Here is a 25,803-nt window from a genome sequence, read left to right on the forward strand (position 1 = left end):
GTCTGCGGTGCGAGACAGCGACGTAGCCACGCGGCACCCCAGCGATGTCGCAAGACGTTCACCCCAGGACCGCCTCACACGTGCGCAGCAAAGCGCTCGCCGCCAAGCCAGTGCCGCCGGCGCCGCCGGCGCCGGTCCGCTCAGTCCCCGAACTCCACCACCAGCTTGCGATCGAGTGTCGTGCCGTTCTGTTCGAGCAGCCACTTGCTGGCGAACTCCCGGACCGTCGCTTCGGCCGATGCGGACACCAGGCGCAGGTACGCGGGCGCCGCGCCTCGCTGGGCCAGCGTCGGGCTGAAGTGCTTCACCGCAAGCTCCCGGTTCGGAGCGGCGTCCGGCGAAAACAAGCCTCGCTCCTTCGTCTCGATGCGCATGGTCGACGTGTCAAACGCCACGGGGATCTGCAGCTGCGGCAGCGGTACCTTGAGCAGATAGGCGCCGTCGCGTGGCTCGAGCTTCCAATCCTTCGCGAGCGCGATGGTGTAGGTGTAGCGCGCCGTCACCTCCACCCTTGACACCGTCAGGGGCAGCCTGCTGCAGTCGATCAGAGGACAAGTCCAGGAGGTCTTCCATTCGATGGCTTCCGACCTCTCCAGCTGAGCCACCTGCAACACGCCGCCCGGCGTGCGCAGGACCACGACCCTCGCCGGGTCGATCAGCTCGACGGCCTCGTCCGCGGTGCCCAGGCCCGTCGTTCGGAGATGAAATCCAACCGCCGTCGCGGCGAGGATGATGGCCAGCCCGCCAATGATGAGCCACTTGTTGCGCGTCATGTCGCGAAAGTCCGTTCTTTCGTGCGTCCGTGCGTCCGTGCGTCCTAGCCTCCAAGCGTCGGTCGTCCCTGCGTCGTTCGGCGATGTTATTCCCCGCCCGTGAGCAGTCCGCGCTACGCGGGCGGCCCGCGAGGCGCTCGGCCGCGGCGTCGGCGTGCCGGTGCTCCCCGGTGCTCCCATGCATACTGCAACGATGCACAGGCCCAACAGCGAAGAGATTGCGGCGCTGCCGCTGTACCGCGCCCTCCCCCTTGACCGGATTCACGTGCTTCGCAATCAGGAGCAGTGCGAGGCCGCCGAAGTTGAGCTGCGGCTGGCCGGCCACGTGGGCTTCGACACGGAAAGCAAACCGCAGTTCGTGGCCGGTAGCGAAAACACCGGCCCGCACATCGTGCAGTTCGCGACCGCAGACCGCGCTTTCATCATCCACACCGAGGCGCCCGGCACCGCCGCCTTTCTCAGGACCATGCTCGAAACCGAGGCGGTGGTGAAGGTCGGCTTCGGCCTGGCGTCGGATCGCACGCCGTTGTTCAGGAAACTGGGCGTCGCGCTTGCGGCAACAGTGGACGTCTCACGGATGGTGCGTCGCCTTGGGTTCAAGGACGACGTCGGGCTCAAGACCGCGGTGGCCGTGGTGCTGGCTCAGCGCTTCCCGAAATCCAAGAAGGTCACCACTTCCAACTGGGCGCTCCCCCAGCTCAGCACCCAGCAACTGCAGTACGCTGCCAACGACGCTCATGCATCGTTGCTCGTCTTTCTGGCGCTCAGGGACATGGGCGTGCCAGCTCCAGTCGCGCCGAAATCAAGACAGCCGCGCAGACGACCTGCTTCAGTCCCCGAGTTTTAAGTCAAGGCACTAGCCTGGGATTCGAAAGTGTTCCGACGGGTGCACTAGATGAACGTTGACGTTTCGACGAACCTCCACAGTTCGGCCCTTTCGATCCGCAAATTTTCGAACTAGTAAGTCCTCGACACCCACGTACACCACTACAGGCGTCCGACCCTGCAGCCCTGTGATTCGGTGGCACAGCACGCCGTCAATAACGCGCGGAGCGCGACGCCGTGGCCGCTTCAAGTCTGCGAACGTCCAACCTCCCACGTCTGGATATAGCAGTCCCGCAATCGTGTGGGCGGCTCCCCCTGATATGCCAGTCGCGGCGGCCACGCTCCTACAAAGCTCGGGCTCGTGATTCAGAAGAGCTCGGCCGCTTGACGTGAGGCTATAGAGATAGGGTCGTCCATTTGCTCTTCCAACAATATGGGTTGTCACCTTGTGTCGAAGAGGCCAGTACGGATGTGGCGACCGAAAAACAAAACGAAAGTTGCCGCCGTCGCCCGCGGCCGTCTCAAAGGTGCGCACGTGCTGGCCTGGACGCAAACGAGTTGAAACATGCCCAACGTCTGAGTACGTTTTTAGAGCACGGTATCGCTCTTTCACTGCGGCCATGAGGGCTCTCGCACTATCGGAGGTCGGCATAAAACATCCTGGTTTCATTCGTCTGCGTCAGCCATCGCGGCGGCGAGCCGGCTATACACATCCTGCTGTGATGGAAGCGCTTCAGCACATCGCGTAGGTACCTTCTCCGCAAGCCCGGTCAAGAACTCTTCGGTCGCAAGGCCTCCCGCACGAGAGGCTTGAACCAACGCAAGGAGTTCGTCGCGCATGAGTAGATTTGATTCGCCTAACCCATTGAAATATATAGCATTTCAAGAATCGTCTCAAAAACTTGAAACTCGATGGAAATCGACTCAGCGCCGTCTCAGCGTCACCTCAGCGGCACGGCGCCAAGCACAAATCGGCGAGCCCCCCATTCACGGGCGGGATGCGCACGGGGAACCGATCTTGCCCGTTGCTGATTGGCCGCAACGACGCGTCCATCCTCGTCACGCGCTGTGAGCGGACTCGCCCTGTCCAGGCGGCGATAGGAGACCTCCAAGGTTGAGCCTGCCAGGGCTCGGTCGCCCCTCGCGCCAAGCGTGACATTTCATTCCACACCAACGCTGCGACCACGGGCGGACTTTGAAGGTCCGTCGGCGGCGCGCCAGGGACGCAGACATGACGCTCAAGGCGAAACTCAACTTTTCGTTCATCGCATTGGTGAGCCTGGTCCTGCTCATGGGGGTGTTCGGCCTCGTGCAGTTGGCGCGCGTCAATGCGGTGGCGCACGATCTCGCGACGGAACAGCTTCCGAGCGTCACGTCGCTGGCCAACATGCGCGCCACCGCCAATCAGATCCGGCGCGCCGAGGCCGAGCATGTGCTCAGCAAGAATGAGCCGGAGATCGCGGCCGCGGATCGCCAGATCGCCAATCTGCGCTCCGTGCTCGCCAAGCAGGAGGAGGCTTACCGGCCGCTTGTTGCGCCTGGCGACGAGGCACAAGGCTTCGCGGACTACCAGAGATTGCGGGACGCATTCCTCACGTCGATGGACACGGTGCTCACGCTGTCACGCGCCGGCGAGGACTCCTTTGCGCAGGCGCGCGAGGCCCATCTCACGACCTCTAAGACGACCTTCGACGCCTGGGTCGCTGCGATCAGCCGTCTCGTGGAGATCAACAATGCGACGGCCAGCGAGTCGGCTCGTCAAGCGTCCTCCACCTACGGTTTCGCCAAGGGCGCATCGTGGAGCCTGATGGTGGCCGCCGTGGTGGTGGGCGCCCTCCTTGCCTCGGTCATTGTGCGCAACGTCCTGGGTCAGATCGGCGGCGACCCGGCGGTCGCGGTGTCCCTGGCGACAAGGGTGGCTCAGGGAGACCTGACGACCGAGATCCAGCTCAACAAGAACGACGACCGAAGCGTCCTCGCCGCACTCAAGCAGATGCAGACAAAGCTCAACGGTGTTGTCTCTTCGGTGTTGGAGAACGCTCATGGCGTGGCGACGGCATCCGCGCAGATTGCGCAAGGCAACTCCGACCTGAGCAGCCGCACCGAGCAGCAGGCCTCCGCGCTGCAAGAAACTGCCTCGTCAATGGAACAGCTTGGCGCCACCGTTCGTCAGAACTCGGACAACGCCATGCAGGCCAATCAGCTCGCCAGCAGCGCGTCCCAGGTTGCCAAGCTCGGCGGACAGTCCGTGTCCGAGGTGGTGTCCACCATGCGCGACATCAACGAGTCGTCGCAGAAGATCGGCGATATCGTCGGCGTCATCGACGGCATCGCTTTCCAGACAAACATCCTCGCGCTCAACGCGGCCGTGGAGGCCGCTCGGGCGGGGAACACGGAAAAGGCTTCGCGGTGGTCGCCCAGGAAGTGCGCACCCTTGCCCAGCGCAGCGCCACCGCGGCCCGGGAAATCAAGACCCTCATCGCAACAAGCTCCGAACGCGTCGAGCGCGGCACGTCACAAGTGGACGCCGCCGGACAGCGGATGCAGGAGATCGTCACGTCCATCCAGCGCGTGACCGACATCATGGCCGAGATCAGCGCGGCGTCGCTTGAGCAGAGCCAGGGCGTGGCCCAAGTCGGCGAGGCGATCGGACAGATGGACAGGACCACGCAGCAGAACGCCGCGCTTGTCGAAGAGAGTGCCGCCGCAGCAGAGAGCTTGAGATCACAGTCCGAGCGACTCGTCGGACTGGTGGCAGCTTTCAAGGTCGCATAGGAAGGCAACAAGGTTCGCGTCCAATGAAGGCTCGCCTTGCGTGCGACCAGACCAGTACACGTCATGCCCGAGACGCCCAGCGCCAATCCCGCCCAACCAGATGCAAGACAGTGGCCTGTTCTGGCGCTACGACGGCAACAGCCGCGCTTGCGGGCCGTCCGCGACGCTGGCGCACCATCGCGGGTAGCTGGCGAGCACGGCTATCGGCACGACAAATGCCCGAGTGGATTGAAGCGGAACTCTCCGCACATCCAAGGAAACGCCATGAGCACGCAACCCAACCCCGCCATCAACACCGACCCTGAGGCGCACTCCGCGGCGGGTGCGGCCCCACAAGACGGCCGAGCGCCCGCGGAGCGGCAGGAGCCGGCGGGCGGGATTGCGCCCAGCCCCAGCCAGCAAGGTCGCCAGACGCCGAGCCCCGAGGACGATCTGCGTGACGCACCCGCTGGCGCGGATCGAGGCAATGTGCAAGGCGGACGCGATGAGGACGACGGCATCCCCCAATCATGAGCGTCTCGCCACAGGGCGCCATGTGAGTACCTCGGTCCGCAGGACGACCCGAACGTTGAACGGCGGTCTCGTTGATTGATCGGGGTGAGAGCGCCCTACGCTGCGCCAAAGGCCCCCTGCAAGCGCGTCATCAGATCCTCCAGCGCCAACGGCTTGTGCACGACATCGAGCTTGGCGTCCAACGCGCTCTGCACATTCTCGGCGTACCCGGTGATGACCGTGACCGGCAGCCTCGGTCGCTCACCCCGTACCGTCATTGCCAGCTCAACGCCTCCCATCGCGCCGGGCATGACCGCGTCCGTCAGCAAGAAGCCAATGTCATCACCCAGCTGCGGTGTTCGCAGCACGCGCAGCGCATCGTCGGCATTGACTGCCCGGGTGACCTTGAGCCCCAAGCTCGCGATGAGCGCGATCGTCGCGGCGGCGACGTCGTCGTTGTCTTCCGCCACCAGGACGTGGCCGTGGAACTTGCGCCCGACGGCCGTTGAGGAAACAAGTTTCGGCTCGACAGCTCCGGTGACTGCGTCAGATTCGCCAGATCGGTCAGATCCGCCAGATCCTCCAGCTCGGTCAGCTCCTTGCGTTTCGTCGGAACCAGCCGCCCCGTCAGGTCCGACGTCGGCTGCAGGCAAGATCAGCCTGACCGTCGTGCCCTGCCCCACTGCGCTCTCGATACGCAACTCTCCCCCGGCCGCCTCCGCGACGCCCCGCACCTGATTCAAGCCCAGGCCGGATCCAGAACCCCGCTCCTTGGTCGTGAAGAACGGCTCGCTCACGCGGCCCAGGATGTCCGACGGGATGCCATGGCCCTCATCGCGGGCACTGAGGGTCACGAGCTTCTTTCCGCCCTCGACCATCCCGTCCGCGTTGACGACAAAAACGCCTCCGTGCGGTTGCGCGTGTTTGGCGTTCACTGCGAGGTTGACCAGCGCCAACTCGAGCTCGGCCGCATCCACGAGAACCGGCGGAAGATTGGAGGCGACGTCCACGCTCAGCGCAATGCTGCGACCCAAGGTCGTGCGCAACAGCTCTTCGATCTCCGGTAGCCACGTGCGCAGGTCGATGACCTCGGGCCGCAACGTTTGCCGCCGCGTGAGCGACAGCAACTGGCGCGTCAGACGCGTGCCGCTCTGGACAGCTCGGCGCATCGCGGCGTTCTGCGGCTCCGAGGCGTGCTCCGGGTGCCTGACGTTCTGGATGTGGAGGCTGTTGGTGAGGATGGCCAGCAGGTTGTTGAAGTCGTGCGCGACGCCCGCCGTCAGTGTCGACAGCGTCTCGCGCCGGTGAGCTTCGAGCACGCTTTTCTCGCTGGCGGCGCGCAGCCGGGTCTGTTCGTGGAGATCGAGCTGGGCCTGCTGCTCCAGTTGTACGCGCCGACGTGCAATCGCGGTGACGGCGATCAGCAACAGCGTGATGGGCAGCGCCATCGCACCAACGATCCCCATGGTCCGCACCCAGCCCGACATCAGCGCGGCCTGGCTGAAACTCACCACCACATACACGGGCAGTTCCTCGACACGGCGAAATGCCGCCACGCGTGGCTCGCCGGATCCGCCCACCCGACCGTAGACCACGCCTGACGATTCTCCGGATCGGATGGCCTCCAGTGACGGAGAGTCCGCCGCCACGTGCGTGGTTCCCGTCGCAGGAACGGGCCATCGTGCCAGCAAGTCGCCGTCCGTTCGAACGAGGCTGATGGATTCCACGTCCGTGTTCTGCGCCAGGATGGCACGGTAGTAATCGCGGAAATACTCGGGGTTCAAGGAGACCGCAACGATGCCGTTGAAGCGCCCATCCGCGGCCGGGCGCCGGTGGGTGAGGTTGAACAGTTCCCTCCCCGTCTGACGCCCTTTGAGCACCTCACTGAGGTCGAACCCGCGGTCCTCGGCGGCCTGCCGGGTGAAGTAGCTGCGATCGATGACCGTGACGGTCGGATCGATGGCGCGGTCGCTGCGCACCACGGGAACCGCCATGGCATCCCACACATTGAGGTTCACCACGGAGGGCACCCCCAAAAGCATGTCACTCAGCCGCTGTCGAACGTCGCTCTCGTGCCGACGAATGACGTCGTCGTTGCCCGTGGTCAGCAATGCGGCTTCCAGCGTCAGCTTTTCCGCGACGTCGAAGGTACGCCGCGCATGTTGGTACACCAAGTCTGCACGTCGCACGACGGTGTCATGAGACGCCTGCAGCGCTTGCTCATAGGTCCACCAGCCGACGAGCACGAACGCGGTCGCGGGGAGCAGCACTGCACCGAATAGCGCCGCATTGAGCCATCGGACCAGCGGCATATCGGCGGCTGCGCCCAGCCTGACATGGCGACGCCGCAGGGCATTGACCCGCGCCACGAGCACACAGGCCCCCCGAGCACCAGAGCGAATCCGACAGCCCTGACGCCGCCGTCGCGGTTCAGCACATCCGGCGGCATGCTCGGCAGCAAGGTACCCACAAGGCAGATCAGCGTCGCCAGGGCTCCCGGGCCTGCTCCCCACATGAGGGCGCAGAACAGTGCGACCGGCGCGGCAATGATGAAGGGGAGCTCGTCGCCCAACGCGGGCTGAAGGAAAGCGCGCAAGGCGATGGCAAGGACCGCCGCAAGCGCGGCCGCCAGCCATCTGGCTTTAGCCGCGATGCTCGGGTGGCGAAAGCGAAAAGAGGGCATGGAGTCCGGCATTGGGGCGACCCGCAACTATGCCTCGATTTGTCCGTGAGGCTTGGTGCGCTCGCTGCCGTCCTTCCGTCCTCCCGTCCTTCCGTCCTCCCGTCCCCGCTCCAGTTCAACTGGAACACCCCGTCTCCAAAACATCGCGTCCGTTAAGGATGCAGCGAGCAGTTACGTGATGGCCCCTCCTAATGAATCTCAAGCCCTTGCTTCGGCCAGGCGAGCGGCCAGTTCGTCATGCTGCATCTGGAACCTGGCGTCGTTCTTCCTCGGACCTTTCGTCACCTAGCAATTGTCCGCATGAAAATTTCGGTCAAATGCCCTTCATACGGTCATTTCACCAATTTTTCAATTCCACAAACGGTCCGCCCTAACCTCGTGATTGGGTGTTCCACCGCCTTTCGTGAGGCGCCGGCGCATCAAATGCCCGGGCGAGATCTAGCTGCGGCTGGATGCTCGGCCCGTATTCTGGGCATACAGCCTCCCCGCCGCTTTCAGCCCGCCCATCGCGAACGCATGCAGATGCAGGGCCAGGTCCTCGCGCGGCGAGGCGACGAAGTCGCGCAGCGGCGCGATATAGCCGTTCGCGCCAACCAGCATCATCAAGCCCGGCGCGCCTGTGCTCACCAAGCATCGCAAAAGCGCCGGCTCGCCGACCGGGATGCGCGTGACCCCGCTCAAGATCCCCAGAACGATCTGCAGCTTTGGCGCGATCTCCTGGTTCAGCAGCACATGCGCGTTGGCCGTGGGCGACAACAACTCCCTTGCCAGCACCCGGGTCGGCCAGCCGGGCACACCGCTCGTGGCATGCAGGAACTGGTCGATCAGTAGCCTGACCTTGTCCGATCCTGGCCGCTTGCCGCTGGCGATCTGTTGAAGGACCTCCAACCGGATGACCCGCCGATGCGCCTCCGCCAACACCGCCTGGTAGAGCCCGTTGCGACTGCCGAAGTGGTAATTGATCGACGCGACGTCCGCGCCCGCATGTTTGGCGATCGACGTGCTGGTCGTCTCGGCGAAGCCGGCCGCGGCAAAAAGCAATCCGGCCGATTCCAGCAACCGCGCGTAGGTCTGATCCCCGTCGGCGCGGGTGGCGCGGGGGCGCGCGCGTGGCTGGTGGCGCGCACCGGATTCACGCTCGCCGAGGGCGCGCCGGGCTGCTTGCTCTTTAGTTGAGTCATCCGTTTAGTTTAAAAGCGATTGAGATTAGAGTCGATTCCCAGCTCAAGTCCCAACGCTACTCACATGAAGAAACCTTTGATTCTTGGCCTCGTTGCCTTGATCCTGATCCTCGGATCGGGTGGCTGGTGGTGGCATCGGCAGGCCGCGAACAAGGACGATGGGACGCTGACACTGCATGGCAATGTCGACATCCGTCAGGTCTCGCTGGCCTTCGACGGCAGCGGTCGCGTCGCCGAGGTATTGGCGCAGGAAGGCGACCGCGTGCACGCCGGCGCCGTGGTCGCGCGACTGGACGTCAGCACGATGAAGCTGGAGGCGGAGCAGGCCCGCGCGCAGAGCGAGGCGCAGCAGCAGGCGCTGTTGAAGCTGCGCAACGGCTCGCGATCCGAGGAACTGGCTCAGTTGCGCAGCCGTGTGGTCGCCGCGAAGGCGGACGCCGAGCGCGCGCAGGACGAGGTGGCACGACTGCAGGAGGTCTCGGCCAGCACGCGGGGTCGTGGGGTGAGCGCCCAGGATCTGCAGCGCGCGAGCACCGCGGCCCAGGTCGCACGTGCCAAGCTCGACGAGCAGATCGAAGCGCTCAGGCTTGCCGAGCGCGGCGCGCGCAAGGAGGACCTGGCGGCGTCCGAGGCGCAGGCGAAAGCTGCCCTCGCCCGCGTCGCTCTGCTTGACCATCAGATCGCCCAGGGCGAACTGAAGGCTCCTTCGGACGCCACCGTGCGCTCCCGCCTGGTGGAGCCGGGCGACATGGTCTCGCCGCAACGTCCCGTTTTCGCACTCGCGTTGGCCGGGCCCAAGTGGGTGCGGGTGTACGCCAACGAACCCGACCTGGGCCGAGTCAAGCCGGGCACGCACGTCAGCGTGACAACGGACAGCGCGCCGACGACACCATTGCAAGGCGTGGTCGGTTTCGTCTCGCCGGTGGCCGAGTTCACGCCGAAGGCCGTGCAGACCGACGAGCTGCGCACCAGCTTGGTCTACGAGGTGCGCGTGCGGGTGGTCGACCCGCAGGACCAGCTGCGCATGGGTCAGCCGGCGACCGCCCGATTTCCTGTCGCCACCGGCAACTGAGCGATGAGCGCCGGTGAGCCGACCGTCGTCGCGCAGGGCCTGCGCAAGACGTTCAAGGGGAGCGGGGGCGGCGAGGTCGCGGCCGTCGACGCGGTCACGATGCGCGTGCGCGCTGGCGAACTCACTGCGTTGGTGGGCCCCGACGGGGCCGGCAAGACCACGCTGCTGCGGATGATCGCGGGATTGATGACGCCGGTCGCGGGCTCGCTGACCGTGCTGGGCACCGACGTGGTCCGGCAGCCTCAGGCGGTGCAGGACCGGATCAGCTACATGCCGCAGCGCTTCGGCCTGTACGACGATCTCAGTGTGCAGGAGAACCTCGATCTCTATGCCGATCTGCACGGCGTGCCGCGGGACAAGCGCATCGACCGCTTCCAGCGCCTGCTGGCCATGACCGACCTCGCCCGCTTCACCGACCGCGCCGCGGGCAAGCTGTCCGGCGGCATGAAGCAAAAGCTCGGCCTCGCCTGCACGCTGGTGCGCTCGCCCGAGCTGCTGCTCCTCGACGAACCCAGCGTCGGCGTCGACCCGCTCTCCCGCCGCGACCTGTGGACGATCCTCGAGCAGCTGATCTCGGACGAGCAGTTGAGCGTGATCGTCAGCACCGCCTACATGGACGAAGCCGAGCGCTGCGCCCAGGTCTTCGTCATCAACCAAGGCCGGGTGCTGGCGCAAGGCGCGCCCGACGTCCTGAAGGAGCGGGCCAAAGGCCTGAGCTATCAGGCCACGCCGCCGCGGGGGATGGCCGCGCGGGACCTCCAGGCCAGCCTCATTGATGCAAAGGACCGCATCGTCGACGCCGTCCCCAAGGGCGGTGGCGTGCGCTTCATCCGCCAAGCACACGTGTCCCAGGACGCGTTGACGGACTTGCTCGGCGAGGCCGAGGTCAAGGTCCGACCCCATGAACTCGAGGACGCGTTCATGATGCTGCTGCGCGAGCAGACGCCGCCGGGCGAGCACGCCGCGAGCGCGGCGGCGGACGCGCCGGTCGGCACCGTCCGGCCGCGCGACGGCAAGCCGGTCATCATCGTGCGGGACCTGGTGCGCAAGTTCGGCGACTTCACCGCCGTGGCGAGCACCTCCTTCGACGTCAAGCGCGGCGAGATCTTCGGACTGCTTGGCCCCAACGGCGCCGGCAAGACGACCACCTTCCGCATGCTCTGCGGCCTGCTGCCCCCCACCAGCGGCCATCTCGAGGTCGCGGGCGTCGACCTGCGCACCGCGCGGGCCAAAGCCCGACGAAACATCGGCTACGTGTCGCAGAAGTTCGCGCTCTACGGCAACCTGAGCGTGCGCGAGAACCTCGAGTTCTTCGCCGGCGCCTACGGCCTGCGCGGTCGGGCGCTCGCTGACCGCGTGAAGACCGTGATCGAGCAGTTCGATCTGGATCCCGACGCGACCAGCGGCCAGTTGCCCGGCGGCTACAAGCAGCGCCTGGCGATGGGCGCAAGCCTGCTGCACGAGCCGGAGATCCTGTTCCTGGACGAACCGACCAGCGGCATCGACCCGCTGGCGCGCCGCGCTTTCTGGCGCACCATCACCGGCCTGGCCCAACGCGGCGTGACCATCATCGTCACCACCCATTTCATGGAGGAGGCCGAGTACTGCGATCGCATCGCGATCCAGGATGCCGGCCAGGTGCTGGCGCTGGGCACGCCGCGCGAGGTGCGCGCGCAGGCCGGCGCCGAACATGGCAGCGACATGAACGACGCGTTCATCGCCATCGTCGAGCAGGGTCGCCAGTCGGCCGGGAAGCCAGGGACATGAGCGATCAAACGCACGGCGGGTTTCTCCGGCGCTTCACCGCGCTGCTGCGCAAGGAGTTGCGCCAGATGCTGCGCGACCGCAGCAACCTGGCGGTCGGGCTGCTGCTGCCGGTGATGCTCATCCTGCTCTTCGGCTACGGCTTGTCCTTCGACGTCAGGGACGTGCGACTCGCCGTCGTGATGGAGGACAACTCCCCCACCGCGCGCGACGTGATGGCCGGTCTGAGCGGATCCGAATTTCTGTCGCCAGTGTGGATGGCCAGCCAGACCGAGGCGGTCCAGGCCATGCGCGAGGGCCAGGCGGTCGCGATCCTGCGCGTGCCGTCCAACTTCTCAAGCGAGCTGGCCGCCGGTCATGCGCAGGTGCAGCTGTTGATGAACGGCGTCGATTCGAGCAGCGCCGCGGCCGTCGAGGGCTACGTCGCCGGCGCTATCGGCCAGTGGGCGCAGATCCAGAACGCGCGCCGCGGCACGAGGGTCGAGACGCCCGGGATCGAGCTGGTGCAGCGCATGTGGTTCAACGAGGCCAACACGAGCACCTGGTATCTGGTGCCGGGGCTGATCGTGCTGGTGATGACGCTGATCGGCGCCTTCCTGACCTCGCTGCTGATCGCGCGCGAATGGGAGCGCGGCACGCTGGAGTCGCTCTTCGTCACGCCCGTGCATTCGCTGGAGATCGTACTGGCGAAGATCGTTCCCTACTTTGTCGTCGGCGCCATTGACCTCGTGATGTGCCTGCTGGCCGCGCGCTTCCTCTTCGAGGTACCCATGCGGGGCTCGCTCGTCGTGATCGTCCTGGCTTCGCTGCTGTACCTGATGGTGGCGTTGCTGCTGGGGTTGTTCATCTCGGGCAGGACGCGCAACCAGTTCGAGGCCAGCCAGCTCGCGATGCTGGCCAGCTTCATGCCGGCCATGATGCTGTCGGGCTTCGTCTTCGATCTGCGCAACGTGCCGCTGGTGGTGCAGCTCGTCAGCCAGTTGCTGCCGGCCACCCACTTCATGAGCCTGATCAAGACGCTGTTCCTGGCTGGGGACAACTGGCCCATGATCCTGCGCGACTGCGCGATCCTGCTGCTCTACATGCTGGTGCTGCTGTGGGCCACCCGCGCCACGCTGCGCAAGACTCTGGACTGATGCCCATGATCGAAGGATTCATCACCGGTCTGGGGGCCATCGGCTTCCTGATCCGCAAGGAGCTGCTGGCGCTGTTCAAGGAGCCCAGCAGCCGCGTCATCCTGCTGGTGCCCGCGCTGCTGCAGTCCTTGCTGTTCGGCTACGGGGCCACCTACGACCTGACCAACGCGCCCTATGCGGTGCTGGACCTGAGCCACGGCGCCGCCGCGGCCAGCGTCATGCAAAAGCTCGACGGCACGGGCGTGTTCCGACGCCAGGCGATGCTCGTCAGCACCACGCAGATCGCGTCCGCCATCGAGAACGACGACATGCTGATGGTGCTGGTGTTCCCGGCCGACTCCGAGAACCGGCTCGGCGCCGGGCAGAGCGCGCCGCTGCTCATGGTGCTGGACGGCCGCAACTCGTCCACCGCCGGCGCGGCCGCGGCGCAGGTAGGCGCCATCGTGGCCTCGATCAATGCCGGGCGCGCCGGAGCGCCGGCGATCAGCATCGAGCGGCGCGCCTGGTACAACCCCAACCTCGAATCGCGCTGGAACATGATGCCCGGCCTGATCGCGGCGCTGAGCTTGATCCAGACCTTGATGATCGCGGCGCTCTCGGTGGCCCGCGAGCGCGAGCAAGGCACGTTCGACCAGTTGCTGGTGACGCCCTTCACCCCGATGCAGCTGCTGATCGGCAAGGCCATCCCCTCCATCCTGGTCGGACTGGCGCAGTCCACGATCATCTTCCTGATCATCGTGTTCTGGTTCCGGATCCCGTTCGCCGGCTCGGTGGCGCTGCTCTACCTGGGCCTGGTCACCTTCACCATCGCCGCCGTCGGCATCGGCCTGTCCATCTCGGCGCTGTCGGTCAGCATGCAACAGGCCATGCTCTACACCTTTTTGCTGATCATGCCGCTGATGCTGCTGTCGGGGATGCTCACGCCGGTCAGCAACATGCCCGAGTTCCTGCAGATCGCCACGCTGGTCAATCCCTTGCGATTCGGCATGGACTTGACGCGCCGTGTCTACCTGGAAGGGGCAGGCCTGCATGAGGTCGCGCACGACTTCGTGCCCATGCTGGCTGTCGCCGCCGTCACGCTGCCGCTGGCGGCCTGGCTGTTCCGCAACCGCTTGGCGTGAATCCCATGAAGCACTCTTCCCTCCTCCTGGGCGCCGCGACGCTGCCCCTTGCCGCCGCTCTGACACTCTGCGGTTGCGCGAGCCCCTCGACCTTCTCCCAGCCCGAGACCGCGACCCCGAGCGACTGGTCGCAGTGGCGCACCGGCGACGCGGCGCTGCCGCGGCCGGTGACGACGACCGCCTCCGCCTCCACCGCCACCGCCACCGCCACCGCCGCCCCCGCCGCGGGGCATGGCGCCGGCTGGTGGACGACGTTGAACGATCCGGTGCTCGACGAGCTCGAAGGTCGCGCCGCCCGTGCCAGCCCCGACCTGAGGACGGCGGCCCTGCACTTCGCCCAGGCGCGCACGCAGCTGCAGGTGGCCATCAGCCAGCGAGGGCCGCAGGCCAAGGCCAGCGCGGGCGCGCTCCGCCAGCGACAGAGCGAATACGGCGCCAGCACGCGGCTGCTCGACGTGATCGGAGGCAGCAGTGGCGCCAACCGCGATCAGCTGGTGTCGGCGCTCAGCAGCCCGTTCAACGACTATCAGGCGGGCCTCGATGTCTCCTGGGAGCTGGATCTGTGGGGCCGCGTGTCCCAAAGCATCGAGGCGGCCGACGCGGACGTGGCGACGCAAGTCGCGCTGCTGGCGCTGGCCCGTCAGAGTCTGGCAGGCCAGGTGGCGCAGCACTATCTGGCGCTGCGCAGCGCACAGGATCAGCGGCAGGTGGTCGAGGAGGATGTCGCCGGACAGCAGGACCGGCTGGACTTGTTGAAGGCGCGCGTCGACGCAGGCCTCATCGATCATTTCGACCTGGAGCGCCAGCGCGCCGACCTCGCGACCACCCGGGCGCAGTTGCCCGCCTTGCTGGATCAACTGGCGCAGGCGCAGGGTCAGCTCGAACTGCTGCTCGGCGAGCAACCGGGCGCGCTCAGTGCCGTGCTGGCGCCACGTCGATCGACTGCGGGGGCCACAGCCCTGCCTGATCTGTCGCTGGGCCTGCCCTCCGAGGTTGCGCGACGCCGGCCGGACATCCGCGCCGCCGAAGCGAAGCTGCGCAAAGCGGTCGCCAACGTGGGTATCGCCCAGGCGGAGCTGTATCCCAGCATTCGCATTGGCGCGCATGCCGGGCTGGAGTCCTACCAGGCTGGCAAATTCACCGATTGGGCCAGCCGCACCTGGTCGATCGGCCCAAGCTTGGACTTGCCAATCTTCGACCGCGGTCGGCGCCAACGCGTGGTACAGCTGCGCGAACTCCAACAGCAGGAGGCCGCGATCGACTACCAGCAGACGGTTGTCAAATCCTGGCACGAGATCGACGATGCGTTGAACACCTACGTCTCGGAGCGCGAGCAGCTCACCGAAGCGCGTCAGCGGGAGGCGCACCTGCAGGACGCCCTTGATTTGGTATCCGCGCGCTACGGCGCCGGGACCGTGGACGTTGGCTCAGTGTTGGACGTTCGTCGAGGCCTGCTCCAGGCAAGGCGGGAGCGCGTTCTCAGCGAAGGACGGCTGAGGCAGAAGTATGTCCAGCTCCACCGCGCGACCGCCGCAGAGGTTGCTGTTGGGGACGCGAGCGACGAGTTGCCAGATTAATAGACGCAGGTCGAGTCGCGGATCACGTTCTTTTTCGCGCGACTGCGTACCTCCGGTTTCCGCCTCGCTGCTACACAGGGAGACTCCCGCCATTCTGAGAGAGCGGGCCCGGAGCTGACCCGGCAGCGCCCTGCCGACGGAGCCGCCGCGGGGTGGGGGCGGAGGCGCCCGGGTCTAGGAGCGTTCTTAGTACCGGCGCGGTCCCGGCCGCACGACCTAAGCCGGGATTGCGATCGGGACGCGGCTAGCACCATGCACAAATTCGGTGTAGAAAAGATGCATCGATTTTCTGCAAACGAGGTATCTCGATGGGCGCACGCTACAACATGGAAGTGCCCGACGTTCTCAACAACGAAATCACAGCTGCGGCCGCGGAGGACGAGGTCAGCAAGGCCGAGATCATCCGCAAGGCGCTGCAGATGTACATCGTTGGACGCAAGGCGGTGCGTGAAGGCAACGTGCTGGGCATCGTGCCTGCTGAGAACAGGGACGTCCTCAAGCGAGAGTTCATCGGCGTATGAATTAGCCGGACCGGGAGAAACCGGCCGGCAACCTTGACGGCGACGCGCTGGATCGGCAGCACTTCCGCACGCATGGCTGCGAGATCCGCGCAGACGCGTCGCATCACGTTCATGCCGAGCTTGTGAATGCACCCGCTGGACTCCGCAATGGGGATGAAGACGTCAGGCCCGATCGGACCCAATGTGGGGTGTCGCCAGCGCGCAAGCGCCTCGGCCACCACCGGCCGACCGGCCGACCGGCCGAGTCCACGAGCGGTTAGTAGGCGATGTGCAATTCATCGCGGTCCAGCGCATCGATCAAGTCCCGCCGCAACCGGTGGAGCCGGCAAGCCTCCCGGTCCTGAGAGGGGTCGAAGATCGCAAGCCCGCCAGGCCCCGCTTGCTTGGCGGCCTGCAGAGCCACATGGGCCATGCGAAGCGCTTCGGACGCCGTCTTCGCATGATCCAGCAGCGCCGCGCCAACGCTGACCGACGGGGAAAGACGCAGACTGTCCAGGATGATGGGCACCCCCATTGCGGCGCGCAGCGACATCAGCGACTCCGTGAGCGGCTCCTGCAGCGACGTGGGGAGTAGCAACCCGAACTCGTCGCCCCCCGTACGTGCCGTCGTTCACGTGGTGTGGAACACCTTCAACAGCCGTCCCGCGCCCCGCTGGATGACCGCGTCACCGGCGGCATGGCCGTGAAGGTCGTTGATCGCTTTCAGGCCGTCGATGCCCACTAGCCAGTCTCCGCATCGTCAGTCGAACTAGTTGCGTTCACAGCTTTTAGTGCGTATTCTCAAACTACGCATCAAATGCTGTAAATCAACAATACAGCCTATAAACTGTATGTCTCGATTCACCGTACGAACGGCCGATCAACTGCCCACACTCTTGCAGGCCTACCGCAAGGAAGCAGGTTTGACGCAAACGGAGGTGGCGCTGAGATTGGGCGTCACCCAGCAGTCCTATTCCGCGCTGGAACGCAACGCCGACACAGTCGGTGCCGCACGCTTGCTGAAGCTGCTGCACATCCTGGGTGTAGAACTCGCGCTGAATAAACCATCGTCGCCCCACCATCCGAGCAAGGATGTCTCAGACGCGGGCTCAGGCGCCGACAAACCGGTCTGGTGACCAATGGGACGCCGCTCTCACACCCGCACGCTCGGGCTCTGGATGAACGGGGCCCGGGTGGGCCGATGGAGCCTCGCTCCGAATGCGCCCGACACGCTCCAGTATGACGAGGCCTGGGTTTCGTCAGAACACGGGCGTCCCTTGTCGTTGTCGCTGCCTTTCACACCGGGCAACAGTGCGCATCGCGGCGACAAGGTCCGCGCCTATTTCGAGAACCTGTTGCCCGATAGCAAGGAGATCCGTGAGCGACTAGCGCGTCGTTTCAGCACCGGCTCCACCGATGCCTTTGAACTCCTTGCCGAGATCGGAAGGGATTGCGTCGGTGCGTTGGAGATCCTGCCTGAAGACCAGGCGTCATCGGGCCTTGGCAGCGTACACGCCGAGGTGCTGAATCACGCCCAGATTGCGCAGGTCCTGAGGAGCGCGACGACGCCACAGGGCCTGGGCTGGGGGAATGAGGACAACGAGTTCCGGATCTCCATCGCCGGCGCGCAGGAAAAGACCGCCCTCCTCCTGCGCGATGGGCACTGGTGTCTGCCGCGTGGCAGCACACCCACCACGCACATCTTCAAGCTGCCTCTGGGACTGATCGGCGGCATGAAGCTCGACATGCGCCACTCTGTGGAGAACGAGTGGCTGTGCGCGCTGATACTGAAGGCGTTCGGTCTGCCCGTCGCCCCTTGCCAGCCCATGCAGTTCGAGGACATCACGGCGCTCGTCGTCGAGCGCTTCGATCGCTCGTGGTGGACAGCTTCCGACGGCGATCAGCGCCTTGTCCGGCTGCCGCAGGAAGACATGTGCCAGGCCGTCGGCGTCTCGCCGGAGGCGAAATACGAGGCCGAAGGCGGCCCGGGTATGGACCGCATCCTGGAGCTGCTCGACGGCTCGATCACCCGGGAGCAAGACCAGCGCAACTTTTTCAAGGCTCAGTTGATCTTTTGGATGCTTTGCGCCACGGACGGGCACGCCAAGAACTTCAGCCTGTTCCTGCGCCCAGGCGGCAGCTGCCAGTTGACCCCGCTGTACGACGTTCTATCCGCCTATCCGGTGCTCGGCGAGGGGCCGGCGAAGATCTCCGCGCACAAGGTCAAGATGGCCATGGCCGTGCGTTCGAAGAATGCGCATTGGAGGATGCGCGACATTCTCCGCCGTCACTGGGTGGCGCTTGGCGCCAGGCATGGCGTGATCACCGAAGGCGGTCGCGCCGTCGATGCGCTCATCGATGAAGTCGTGGACCACACACCAGCCGTCGTACAAGCAGTCCACGCCGTGCTGCCGGACGATTTTCCACAGGCGGTGACCAACAGCATCCTTAGCGGGTTTCAGGCCGCCGCTGCGCGGATCGCAAAGTCTTGATCCGCAGGGCGCCTGCGCACCCCGACGAAGGCACAAGCAGCACGCAATGGCGGCTTCAGATCAGGCGCGAGTTCGGCGTGTCCAGCGCTGCAAGTTTCGAAACAGACTTGGGCTGCGACGCGATGACGTCGGGACGCTTGCTGCGATCACGTTGAGAAAAGGCGTCCCTGCGTGCCGGATCGCTTCTGCGATCGATGGGGGACTTGGTGGGGAGAGTGCTCACGGCGGCTCCTTGAATCGTAAGAAGCGGTTGGCAAACGTCTCTCCCGTTCAGCGTCCGCGCACCCTCTTCCAAACGCCGCAAAAATGGATTTCATCAGCCAACTCGTGGCCCGCACGCTAGCGGAGGGAGGCGGCAGGCTCCTTGCCCGGATGCAGGAGCGCTCGACTTCGCTCGCGGTCGCGCGGGCTCATCGCACTCACCAGAACCAATCCTCGGGCGATGCGGTACGCGCAGCGCGAGCGCGAATCAGCGCGCAGTGCCCAAGTCCGAGTCGCCGAATGCAGTGTGTGCGCTGGCGCCTGGTGGCGCCATCTGGCGCCGGTACTGCGCTTGCAGCAAGTGATCCGGCACAAGCGATGTCGCTTCAGCCATGAGACGAATTTCCGGAGTGCCCGCGTGCGAAGCCTGGTGCTCGCAAAACGCCTCGATGGCCTGAATTCGAAGCGCTCTATCGCCGGCCGCGTAGCGGCGAATCACGTTGCGATCGCTGTCGGTCATGGTGCTCATCTGTCTCCTCATCGTCATCTTATCGACCGTCTGATCCCGCCATGCCCTTTAGCAAAGGGGCGCGGCACTGCCGAACCGGCGGCTCGCTGCAGGACCAGGAACAAGCGTCCATCCGTCGGATTCGCTCTTCCGCGTCGCCAACGATGCGCAGGCGCCCGCCTGAATCCGGCGACATCGGCCGCCACCCGCTCCGCGGCGGCGAGCAACTGAACCGCTCGGGCCGGTGCACTTCCCGGTGAAGCCCGTTCGCTCCTCACATGCGTCGCGCCTGGCCCGGCTCATTCGCCAACGACCGATCCCAGCCTCCCCACATCCCACGATGACGCCGGCCCAATTCCATGTCGGGACCGCTTTCAGCAGCGCCTCTGGCGCCAGCTGTGCCATGAATCGATAGGATGCGTCGTAGGACGCTAGCTACCACCCAAGCTACCATTTTGGCGCCCGAAATTTTGGTAGCTGGACAGGTAGCTAGCAAGAAAATAGAAAAAACCAACATCAAAAACTTCAATAAAATCAATAGGTTAAAGGAATCATGAAATTCGCCACCTGGAACGTCAACTCCCTGGCCGTGCGCCTGCCCCAGCTGCTCGAGTGGCTGGCCGCGAATCCCGTCGACGCGCTGGTGCTGCAGGAGACCAAGCTCACCGACGACAAGTTCCCGACGCTGGAGATCGGCGAGGCCGGTTATCAGGTGCAGTGGTTCGGCCAGAAGACCTACAACGGCGTGGCCCTGCTGAGCAAGACGCCCGCCCAGGACGTGGTCAAGAACATCACCGGCTATGCCGACGAGCAGGCGCGGTTGATCGCCGGAACAGTGGGCGACGTGCGCGTGATCGGGGGCTACTTCCCGAACGGCCAGGCGCTGGACAGCGACAAGTTCGTCTACAAGATGGCCTGGCTGGACGGCCTGCGCGCCTGGCTCGCCACCGAGATGCAACAGCACGAGAACCTGGTGCTGATGGGCGACTTCAACATCGCCCCCGAGGACCGTGACTGCTACGACCCCGCCGCCTTCGTCGGCCAGACCCACACCTCCCCGCAGGAACGCGCGCACTTCCAGGCGCTGCTCGACCTGGGTCTGACCGACGCCTACCGGATGTTCGAGCAGCCGCCCAAGAGCTACAGCTGGTGGGACTACCGGATGCTGGGCTTCCAGAAGAACAAGGGCCTGCGCATCGACCACATCCTGGTGAGCGCGGCGCTGAAGGCCCGGGTCACCGCCTGCACGATCGACCGGGCCATGCGCAAGCTGCCCAAGCCCAGCGACCACGCGCCGGTGATCGTCACGATCGACTGAACGACTGAACGACCGCTCCGGACGAGGTCAGTCCGGCTCGACCTCGCCCCGCATCAGCGCGGCACATTCGTCAAGCAAGGCGTGCAGGCGCTGCACGCGTTCGTCGCCCAGGCGCTCGTTGAGCGAGAGCTGGGCGCGCTTCCACGTCGCCTTCATCTGCTTGCGCCGCGCGTGGCCCTCTTCCGTCGCCTGCAATTGGCGGCTGCGCGCGTCCGCGCCAGGCAGCGTCTCCACCAGACCCAGCGCCTGCAGCGGTTGCACGTTGCGCGACAGCGTCGAGAGATCGATGTCCATGCGCCGCGCGAGTTCGCTCGGCTGGATCGGCCCCAGCACCACGATGTGCGACAGCAGCGCGTACTGCGTCGTGGTCAGGCCGGACTCGGCGAACTGCGCCTCGCAGTGGTTGGACACCAGCCGCGTCACCTGACGCAGCTTGAAATTGGTGCAGCCCTTGGGCGAGATCGGCTCCGCGTGCGCCTGGGCCTGGCCCTGCGCGGGCGTTGTCTTGGAGGCAGGGACGGAGGCGCTCATTGGAGTGATCTCTCAAGGTGTCGCCGGGAGGCTTGACAGCGAATGATTGTAGCTGCAACCATTGCAGCCACAAGCTTTCACTCCGGCCCACCGCCACAGGACCTCCTCATGAGCGCAGCATTGACTCCTCCGCCCACCGCTTCACACGACGACGCGCTGGCCCAATGGCTGGCGGAAGAGAAGGACGTCCGCGCCCGGATCCGTCCGGAACACGGCGTGGCCACGATGGCCGAGATCGCCGGACTGAACGGCCTCGAACAGATGCTGGCGATGCTGGACGGCAAGCTCCCGCCGCCGCCGATCGCGCAGACGCTGGACTTCACGCTGCTGCGCGCCGCCAAGGGCGAGGTGATCTTCCAGGGCACGCCGAAGTTCCGGCACTACAACCCGATGGGCACGGTGCACGGTGGCTGGTATGCGACGCTGCTGGACTCCGCGCTGGGCTGCGCAGTGCACACGACGATGGACGTGGGCCGCGCCTACACGACGCTCGAGTTGAAGATCAACCTCGTGCGTGCGCTCAACGACAAGGTGCCGGTGGTGCGCGCCATCGGCCGCGTGCGGCACGTCGGCCGCCAGATGGCCACCGCCGAGGCCGATCTCATCGGCCACGACGGCAAGCTGTATGCGCATGCCAGCACGACATGCCTGGTGTTCGATCCGCCGAAGCGGTGAACCCTTGGGTCAGCGGCGCAGCGCGCTGGCTTCCTTGGCCAGTTGCGTGATGCGGGCCCAGTCGCCCGCCTTCACCGCATCCGCCGGCGTCAGCCACGAGCCGCCGCAGACCTTCACGTTCGGCAGCGCCAGGAAGTCCGGCGCGGTCTGGACCGTGATGCCGCCCGTGGGGCAGAACACGACGTCCGTGAACGGGCCGGCCAGCGCCTTCAGCAGGTTCACGCCGCCGACCGCCGTGGCGGGGAACAACTTCAGGAACTTGTAGCCCGCGTCGCTGGCCATCATCACTTCGCTGGCCGTCGACACGCCCGGCAGCAGCGGCAGGAAGTTGGCTTCGCAGGAGCTCGCCACATCGTGCGTGAAGCCGGGGCTGACGGCGAAACATGCGCCGGCCTTCTTGGCCGCCACGGCGTCGGCCGAGGTGCGCAGCGTGCCGGCGCCGAGGATGGCCTCCGGCACCTCGCGCGAGATGGCCGCGATCGCCTCGAGCGCCACCGGCGTGCGCAGCGTCACCTCCAGCACACGGACGCCGCCCGCCACCAGCGCGCGGGCCAGCGGCACCGCGTCCTCGACGCGGTCGATGACGATGACCGGAATCACCGGACCGTGTTCGGCCAGGCTCAGGGTGTCCTTGATGGAAGTCATGCGATGTCCTCGTAGTCGGATTCGAAATCGGCAGACGCCACGGTCGGCGGGCGATCAGCGCGGCCTCACAGCCAGCTGATCGCGCCCTCCTCCGCCGTCGTCACGTTGCGCCGCATGCCGGCGAAGAGCTCACGGCCCATGCCGGCGCCGTTCTCGATCACCGCATCGGCGGTGATCTGCGCCAGCTCGCGACGGTCCCAGTCGGCGGCCGGCACCAGCGCGCTCAGCTCGCCGGTGTTGGCGCACACGCGCACCAGGTCGCCGTCGCGCAGCTTGGCCAGCGGACCGCCGGACAGCGCCTCGGGGCTCACGTGGATGGCGGCCGGCACCTTGCCCGACGCACCGCTCATGCGGCCGTCCGTCACCAGCGCCACCTTGAAGCCCTTGTTCTGCAACACCGCCAGCGGCGGCGTCAGCTTGTGCAGCTCCGGCATGCCGTTGGCCTGCGGGCCCTGGAACCGGACCACGACGACCACGTCGCGCTCCAGCTCGCCGGCCTTGAACGCGGACTGCATCGCCTCCTGGCTGTCGAAGATGCGCGCCGGCGCCTCGACGGTGTGCCGGTCCTCCGGCACCGCCGACACCTTGATCACCGCGCGGCCCAGGTTGCCCGCCAGCAGCTTCAGCCCGCCGGTCGGCGAGAACGGCGCGGCGACGGTGCGGACCACGCTGTCGTCGTTGCTCCTGGCCGGCAGGTCGGTCCAGGTGACGGTGCCATCCTCCGCCCGATGCGGCAGGCGTCCGAAGGCGCTCAGGTTCTGGCCCGAGACCGAGGTCAGCACGTCGCCATGCATGAGTCCGGCGCCGATCAGTTCCTTGATGACGAAACCCGGGCCGCCCGCGGCCTGGAACTGGTTCACGTCGGCGCTTCCGTTCGGGTACACGCGCGACAGCAGCGGCACGACGCCCGACAGCTCGGAGAAGTCGCTCCAGTCGATCAGGATGCCCGCCGAACGCGCCACCGCGATCCAGTGGATCAGGTGGTTGGTCGAGCCGCCGGTGGCCAGCAGCGCGGCCATCGCGTTGACGATGCTGCGCTCGTCGACCATGCGGCCGATCGGCGTGTAGTCGCGCTGCGGAATGATCTTCAGCGCCTGGCGGACCGCTTCGCGGGTCAACGCCTCGCGCAGGCCGTCGTGCGGATGGACGAAGGCCGCGCCCGGCACATGCAGGCCCATCGCCTCCAGCAGCATCTGGTTGCTGTTGGCCGTGCCGTAGAAGGTGCAGGTGCCCGCGCCGTGATACGCCTGGGACTCGGCCTGCAGCAGCTCGTCGCGGCCGACCTTGCCTTGCGCGTAGAGCTCGCGGACCTTGGCCTTGTCGTTGTTGGACAGGCCCGAGCTCATCGGCCCCGCCGGCACGAACACGCAAGGCAGATGTCCGAAGTGCAGCGCGCCGATCAACAGGCCCGGCACGATCTTGTCGCAGATGCCCAGCAGCAGCGCCGCGTCGAACACGTCGTGCGACAGCGCCACCGCCGTGCCCATCGCGATCGTGTCGCGCGAGAACAGGCTGAGCTCCATGCCCGGCGTGCCCTGGGTGACGCCGTCGCACATCGCCGGCACGCCGCCGGCGACCTGCGCGGTCGCGCCCAGGCGGTGGACCTCGTCGCGGATGAGCGCGGGATAGGTTTCGTACGGCTGGTGCGCCGACAGCATGTCGTTGTAGGCCGTCACGATGCCCAGGTGCGGGGCCTTCTCGGCCACGATGCGCAGCTTGTCGTTGGCCGGCATCGCGGCCACCGCATGCGCCACGTTCGCGCAGCCCAGGCGTTGCACGCCGCGTTGCCGACCCGCCATGCGTTCGATCAGGTCCAGATAACGCTCGCGCGACGCGGCGCTGCGCGCCTTGATCCGCGCGGTGACATCCAGAATGGTCTTGTTCATGCCGACTGCCGATGTAACTCGGCCAGGGTTAGATTGGTAACCATATTACACGCCCGGGAGGTCCAACGGCTCTCCAACAGGCCTTTCCCGGGTACAAGCTGGTTACAGAAACGTTCCGGGAGCAACCGACCTGCGGCACGCCACGTTCCTACGCCGAAGTCCTCGGTAGCAGAACCGTGGAAGTCGGATCGTGGTCGGGGGCGGGAGGGCGTGGGGTTTCCGCGCTTGCCGCGGGGGCCCCATGTCCTCGCGACCAGCGCACCGATCGTTGCAGGGAGATATCCACCCTATGGCAGCATCTCTCCCATGATCGCCGACCCTCTCGCCGAAGCCAGACTGGAAGACCTGCCCGCCCACAGCCAGCAGCTGTTGAAAGTGGCGGAACGCACCTGGGACCGTGAGCACGGCCTGATGATGTTCGCTTATGGCTCGCTGATGTGGAACCCTGGTTTTGACCCTGCGCAGACCTTGGTGGCGAGGGTCCAGGGCTACCACCGCGCGTTGCGGCTGCGCTCGCTGGTGAACCGGGGCAGCAGCGAGCAGCCCGGCCTCGTGATGACGCTGTTGTCGGGCGGGAGTTGCCGGGGGTTGATCTACCGCGTCGAACCCAAGGACAGCGAGGCCACGCTGCACCGCCTGTGGCTGCGGGAGATGGTGGTCGGCACCTACGTGCCGCGGTGGCTGGACTGCCATTGTGCCGACGGCCTGGGCACGCGCAAGGCGCTGGCCTTCACGCTGTCGCGACGCAGTCCGGGCTGGGTCGGCGACATCGCCGACGACCGCCTGCTGCACATCTTGCGGCATGCGCGCGGCCGCTACGGGACGACGCTCGACTACCTGCAGCGTGCCGTGACCTGCCTGCGGGAGCACGGCATCCACGACCGTGCGCTGGAGCGCCAGCTGGCGCTGGCCCGGTCGAATGGGCTCTAGCCCAGGGTCCGCAGGCCTTCGCCGCTCGGACGCGGCTTCAGCGGATCGAGGGCGAGCCGCTCCAGGTCCTCGACGGTGTCGACGTCGATGAGCACGCCGGGATCGTCGACCTCCACGGCCTGCGCCGGGTAGCGCGCCAGCAGCCGGCGCGCGCCCTCGTCGCCCTGCAGGCCGGCGAGTTCGGAGAAGAGCTCGGCGTTGAACCCCACCGGATGCCCGCGACGTCCGCGGTGCTGCGCGTAGGCGATCGGATCGCGCTCGATGGCCTGCGCGACCGCGGCCAATGTGGTCGACCGCACCATCGGCATGTCGGCCGGCAGGATCAGCCACCCGGGCGCATCCCCGGTCGCGGCGACACCGGCCGCGATCGAATGCCCCATGCCCAGCGGCGCGGGGCGCCCGAGGCGGTCCTGGTCGGGCAGCACCAGCATGTCGCGCGAGGCCACATGGCGTCGGACCAGAGGCGCCAACGCGGTCGAGGTCACCACGAGCATCGGCAGGCCTGACGCCATCGTCTGGCGCAAGGTCAGCGCCAGCACGGTGTCTCCATTCACGACCTGTTCCAGCTTGTGGCCCTCGCCGCGAAAGCGCTGGCCGCGCCCTGCCGCGAGCACGACGACGGCGGGTCGTCGCTGATTCATGCGAACTTCCTTCTGGTTTGGTCCCGATCCCCCTGGGCCCCGCTCTGCGGCGTGGCTCGACGGGACCAAGCATGCCT

At 66.3% G+C, this 25,803-nt stretch carries 22 protein-coding genes and 4 pseudogenes; 15 read left to right on the forward strand and 11 right to left on the reverse strand.

Features of this window, described 5'->3' with window-relative positions:
• Nucleotides 1-140: 140 nt before the first annotated feature.
• Nucleotides 141-773, reverse strand: coding sequence for a hypothetical protein (locus tag ACQ86G_RS24180; protein WP_431257686.1), 633 nt, complete (start codon nucleotides 771-773; stop codon nucleotides 141-143).
• Nucleotides 774-966: 193 nt separating this feature from the next.
• Between ACQ86G_RS24180 and ACQ86G_RS24185 the strand changes: the two genes are divergently transcribed.
• From ACQ86G_RS24185 to ACQ86G_RS24195, 3 genes and pseudogenes are all read left to right on the forward strand, one after another.
• Nucleotides 967-1,620, forward strand: coding sequence for a 3'-5' exonuclease (locus tag ACQ86G_RS24185; protein WP_431257687.1), 654 nt, complete (start codon nucleotides 967-969; stop codon nucleotides 1,618-1,620).
• 1,209 nt (nucleotides 1,621-2,829) lie between these two features.
• Nucleotides 2,830-4,373 (forward strand): annotated as a pseudogene (locus tag ACQ86G_RS24190) (methyl-accepting chemotaxis protein).
• A gap of 264 nt (nucleotides 4,374-4,637) precedes the next feature.
• Complete coding sequence (locus ACQ86G_RS24195; RefSeq protein ID WP_431257688.1) at nucleotides 4,638-4,886, forward strand: hypothetical protein; 249 nt, start codon at nucleotides 4,638-4,640, stop codon at nucleotides 4,884-4,886.
• Nucleotides 4,887-4,981: 95 nt separating this feature from the next.
• On the opposite strand, the gene ACQ86G_RS24200 is transcribed toward ACQ86G_RS24195, so the two are convergent.
• Both ACQ86G_RS24200 and ACQ86G_RS24205 read right to left on the reverse strand, forming a co-directional pair.
• Nucleotides 4,982-7,177, reverse strand: a complete 2,196-nt coding sequence (locus ACQ86G_RS24200; protein ID WP_431257689.1) for an ATP-binding protein — start codon at nucleotides 7,175-7,177, stop codon at nucleotides 4,982-4,984.
• An 809-nt stretch (nucleotides 7,178-7,986) separates the two neighbouring features.
• Nucleotides 7,987-8,607 carry a CerR family C-terminal domain-containing protein gene (locus ACQ86G_RS24205; RefSeq protein ID WP_431257690.1) on the reverse strand — a complete coding sequence of 207 codons (621 nt, stop codon included), beginning with the start codon at nucleotides 8,605-8,607 and terminating at the stop codon, nucleotides 7,987-7,989.
• Between the two features lie 219 nt (nucleotides 8,608-8,826).
• Here ACQ86G_RS24205 and ACQ86G_RS24210 point away from each other — a divergent pair, with 219 nt between their 5' ends.
• The 7 genes and pseudogenes from ACQ86G_RS24210 (at nucleotide 8,827) to ACQ86G_RS24240 (ending at nucleotide 15,920) form a co-directional block, all read left to right on the forward strand.
• Nucleotides 8,827-9,801 carry an HlyD family efflux transporter periplasmic adaptor subunit gene (locus ACQ86G_RS24210; protein WP_431257691.1) on the forward strand — a complete coding sequence of 325 codons (975 nt, stop codon included), beginning with the start codon at nucleotides 8,827-8,829 and terminating at the stop codon, nucleotides 9,799-9,801.
• 108 nt (nucleotides 9,802-9,909) lie between these two features.
• A pseudogene (locus ACQ86G_RS24215) lies at nucleotides 9,910-10,257 on the forward strand (ATP-binding cassette domain-containing protein); the annotation flags it as partial.
• A gap of 468 nt (nucleotides 10,258-10,725) precedes the next feature.
• Nucleotides 10,726-11,568, forward strand: coding sequence for an ABC transporter ATP-binding protein (locus ACQ86G_RS24220; protein ID WP_431261486.1), 843 nt, complete (start codon nucleotides 10,726-10,728; stop codon nucleotides 11,566-11,568).
• On the forward strand, nucleotides 11,565-12,701 hold the full coding sequence (locus tag ACQ86G_RS24225; protein ID WP_431257692.1) for an ABC transporter permease: 1,137 nt from the start codon (nucleotides 11,565-11,567) through the stop codon (nucleotides 12,699-12,701). Before ACQ86G_RS24220 ends, ACQ86G_RS24225 begins: the two co-directional genes overlap by 4 nt.
• A gap of 5 nt (nucleotides 12,702-12,706) precedes the next feature.
• Complete coding sequence (locus tag ACQ86G_RS24230) at nucleotides 12,707-13,822, forward strand: ABC transporter permease (protein WP_431257693.1); 1,116 nt, start codon at nucleotides 12,707-12,709, stop codon at nucleotides 13,820-13,822.
• Between the two features lie 5 nt (nucleotides 13,823-13,827).
• Nucleotides 13,828-15,399: an efflux transporter outer membrane subunit gene (locus tag ACQ86G_RS24235; RefSeq protein WP_431257694.1), complete on the forward strand. Its 1,572-nt coding sequence runs from the start codon at nucleotides 13,828-13,830 to the stop codon at nucleotides 15,397-15,399.
• Between the two features lie 308 nt (nucleotides 15,400-15,707).
• The gene (locus tag ACQ86G_RS24240) at nucleotides 15,708-15,920 is read left to right on the forward strand and encodes a hypothetical protein (RefSeq protein WP_431261552.1); all 213 of its coding nucleotides are present in this window, start codon (nucleotides 15,708-15,710) and stop codon (nucleotides 15,918-15,920) included.
• A 35-nt stretch (nucleotides 15,921-15,955) separates the two neighbouring features.
• On the opposite strand, the pseudogene ACQ86G_RS24245 reads toward ACQ86G_RS24240, so the two are convergent.
• Nucleotides 15,956-16,141: pseudogene (locus ACQ86G_RS24245) on the reverse strand (EAL domain-containing protein); the annotation flags it as partial.
• A gap of 35 nt (nucleotides 16,142-16,176) precedes the next feature.
• A pseudogene (locus ACQ86G_RS24250) lies at nucleotides 16,177-16,641 on the reverse strand (diguanylate cyclase domain-containing protein).
• Between the two features lie 109 nt (nucleotides 16,642-16,750).
• Here ACQ86G_RS24250 and ACQ86G_RS24255 point away from each other — a divergent pair.
• Together ACQ86G_RS24255 and ACQ86G_RS24260 are read left to right on the forward strand one after the other, a co-directional pair.
• Nucleotides 16,751-17,035 carry a helix-turn-helix transcriptional regulator gene (locus ACQ86G_RS24255; protein WP_297532302.1) on the forward strand — a complete coding sequence of 95 codons (285 nt, stop codon included), beginning with the start codon at nucleotides 16,751-16,753 and terminating at the stop codon, nucleotides 17,033-17,035.
• A gap of 3 nt (nucleotides 17,036-17,038) precedes the next feature.
• Nucleotides 17,039-18,391 (forward strand): type II toxin-antitoxin system HipA family toxin, encoded by a 1,353-nt coding sequence (locus tag ACQ86G_RS24260; RefSeq protein ID WP_431257695.1) that lies wholly within the window; start codon nucleotides 17,039-17,041, stop codon nucleotides 18,389-18,391.
• 55 nt (nucleotides 18,392-18,446) lie between these two features.
• On the opposite strand, the gene ACQ86G_RS24265 is transcribed toward ACQ86G_RS24260, so the two are convergent.
• Nucleotides 18,447-18,614: a hypothetical protein gene (locus tag ACQ86G_RS24265; RefSeq protein WP_297532306.1), complete on the reverse strand. Its 168-nt coding sequence runs from the start codon at nucleotides 18,612-18,614 to the stop codon at nucleotides 18,447-18,449.
• Nucleotides 18,615-18,860: 246 nt separating this feature from the next.
• Nucleotides 18,861-19,121, reverse strand: a complete 261-nt coding sequence (locus tag ACQ86G_RS24270) for a hypothetical protein (RefSeq protein WP_431257696.1) — start codon at nucleotides 19,119-19,121, stop codon at nucleotides 18,861-18,863.
• Between the two features lie 532 nt (nucleotides 19,122-19,653).
• On the opposite strand from ACQ86G_RS24270, the gene xth reads away from it, so the two are divergent.
• Complete coding sequence (gene xth, locus ACQ86G_RS24275) at nucleotides 19,654-20,418, forward strand: exodeoxyribonuclease III (RefSeq protein ID WP_431257697.1); 765 nt, start codon at nucleotides 19,654-19,656, stop codon at nucleotides 20,416-20,418.
• Between the two features lie 27 nt (nucleotides 20,419-20,445).
• On the opposite strand, the gene ACQ86G_RS24280 is transcribed toward xth, so the two are convergent.
• The gene (locus tag ACQ86G_RS24280) at nucleotides 20,446-20,949 is read right to left on the reverse strand and encodes a MarR family winged helix-turn-helix transcriptional regulator (RefSeq protein WP_431257698.1); all 504 of its coding nucleotides are present in this window, start codon (nucleotides 20,947-20,949) and stop codon (nucleotides 20,446-20,448) included.
• A gap of 108 nt (nucleotides 20,950-21,057) precedes the next feature.
• On the opposite strand from ACQ86G_RS24280, the gene ACQ86G_RS24285 reads away from it, so the two are divergent.
• A complete protein-coding gene (locus tag ACQ86G_RS24285) occupies nucleotides 21,058-21,624 on the forward strand; it encodes a PaaI family thioesterase (protein ID WP_431257699.1) in 567 nt (188 codons plus the stop codon).
• 9 nt (nucleotides 21,625-21,633) lie between these two features.
• On the opposite strand, the gene ACQ86G_RS24290 is transcribed toward ACQ86G_RS24285, so the two are convergent.
• Both ACQ86G_RS24290 and edd read right to left on the reverse strand, forming a co-directional pair.
• Nucleotides 21,634-22,269 (reverse strand): bifunctional 4-hydroxy-2-oxoglutarate aldolase/2-dehydro-3-deoxy-phosphogluconate aldolase, encoded by a 636-nt coding sequence (locus ACQ86G_RS24290; RefSeq protein WP_431257700.1) that lies wholly within the window; start codon nucleotides 22,267-22,269, stop codon nucleotides 21,634-21,636.
• A 65-nt stretch (nucleotides 22,270-22,334) separates the two neighbouring features.
• The gene (gene edd / locus ACQ86G_RS24295; RefSeq protein WP_431257701.1) at nucleotides 22,335-24,155 is read right to left on the reverse strand and encodes a phosphogluconate dehydratase; all 1,821 of its coding nucleotides are present in this window, start codon (nucleotides 24,153-24,155) and stop codon (nucleotides 22,335-22,337) included.
• A 306-nt stretch (nucleotides 24,156-24,461) separates the two neighbouring features.
• Between edd and ACQ86G_RS24300 the strand changes: the two genes are divergently transcribed.
• Complete coding sequence (locus ACQ86G_RS24300) at nucleotides 24,462-25,085, forward strand: gamma-glutamylcyclotransferase (RefSeq protein WP_431257702.1); 624 nt, start codon at nucleotides 24,462-24,464, stop codon at nucleotides 25,083-25,085.
• Here ACQ86G_RS24300 and ACQ86G_RS24305 read toward each other — a convergent pair.
• Complete coding sequence (locus ACQ86G_RS24305) at nucleotides 25,082-25,726, reverse strand: nucleotidyltransferase family protein (RefSeq protein WP_431257703.1); 645 nt, start codon at nucleotides 25,724-25,726, stop codon at nucleotides 25,082-25,084. The genes ACQ86G_RS24300 and ACQ86G_RS24305 overlap by 4 nt on opposite strands.
• Nucleotides 25,727-25,803: the final 77 nt, after the last annotated feature.

Origin of the sequence: Roseateles chitinivorans, from assembly GCF_050632145.1 — a bacterium.
GTDB lineage: Bacteria > Pseudomonadota > Gammaproteobacteria > Burkholderiales > Burkholderiaceae_C > Roseateles > Roseateles chitinivorans_B.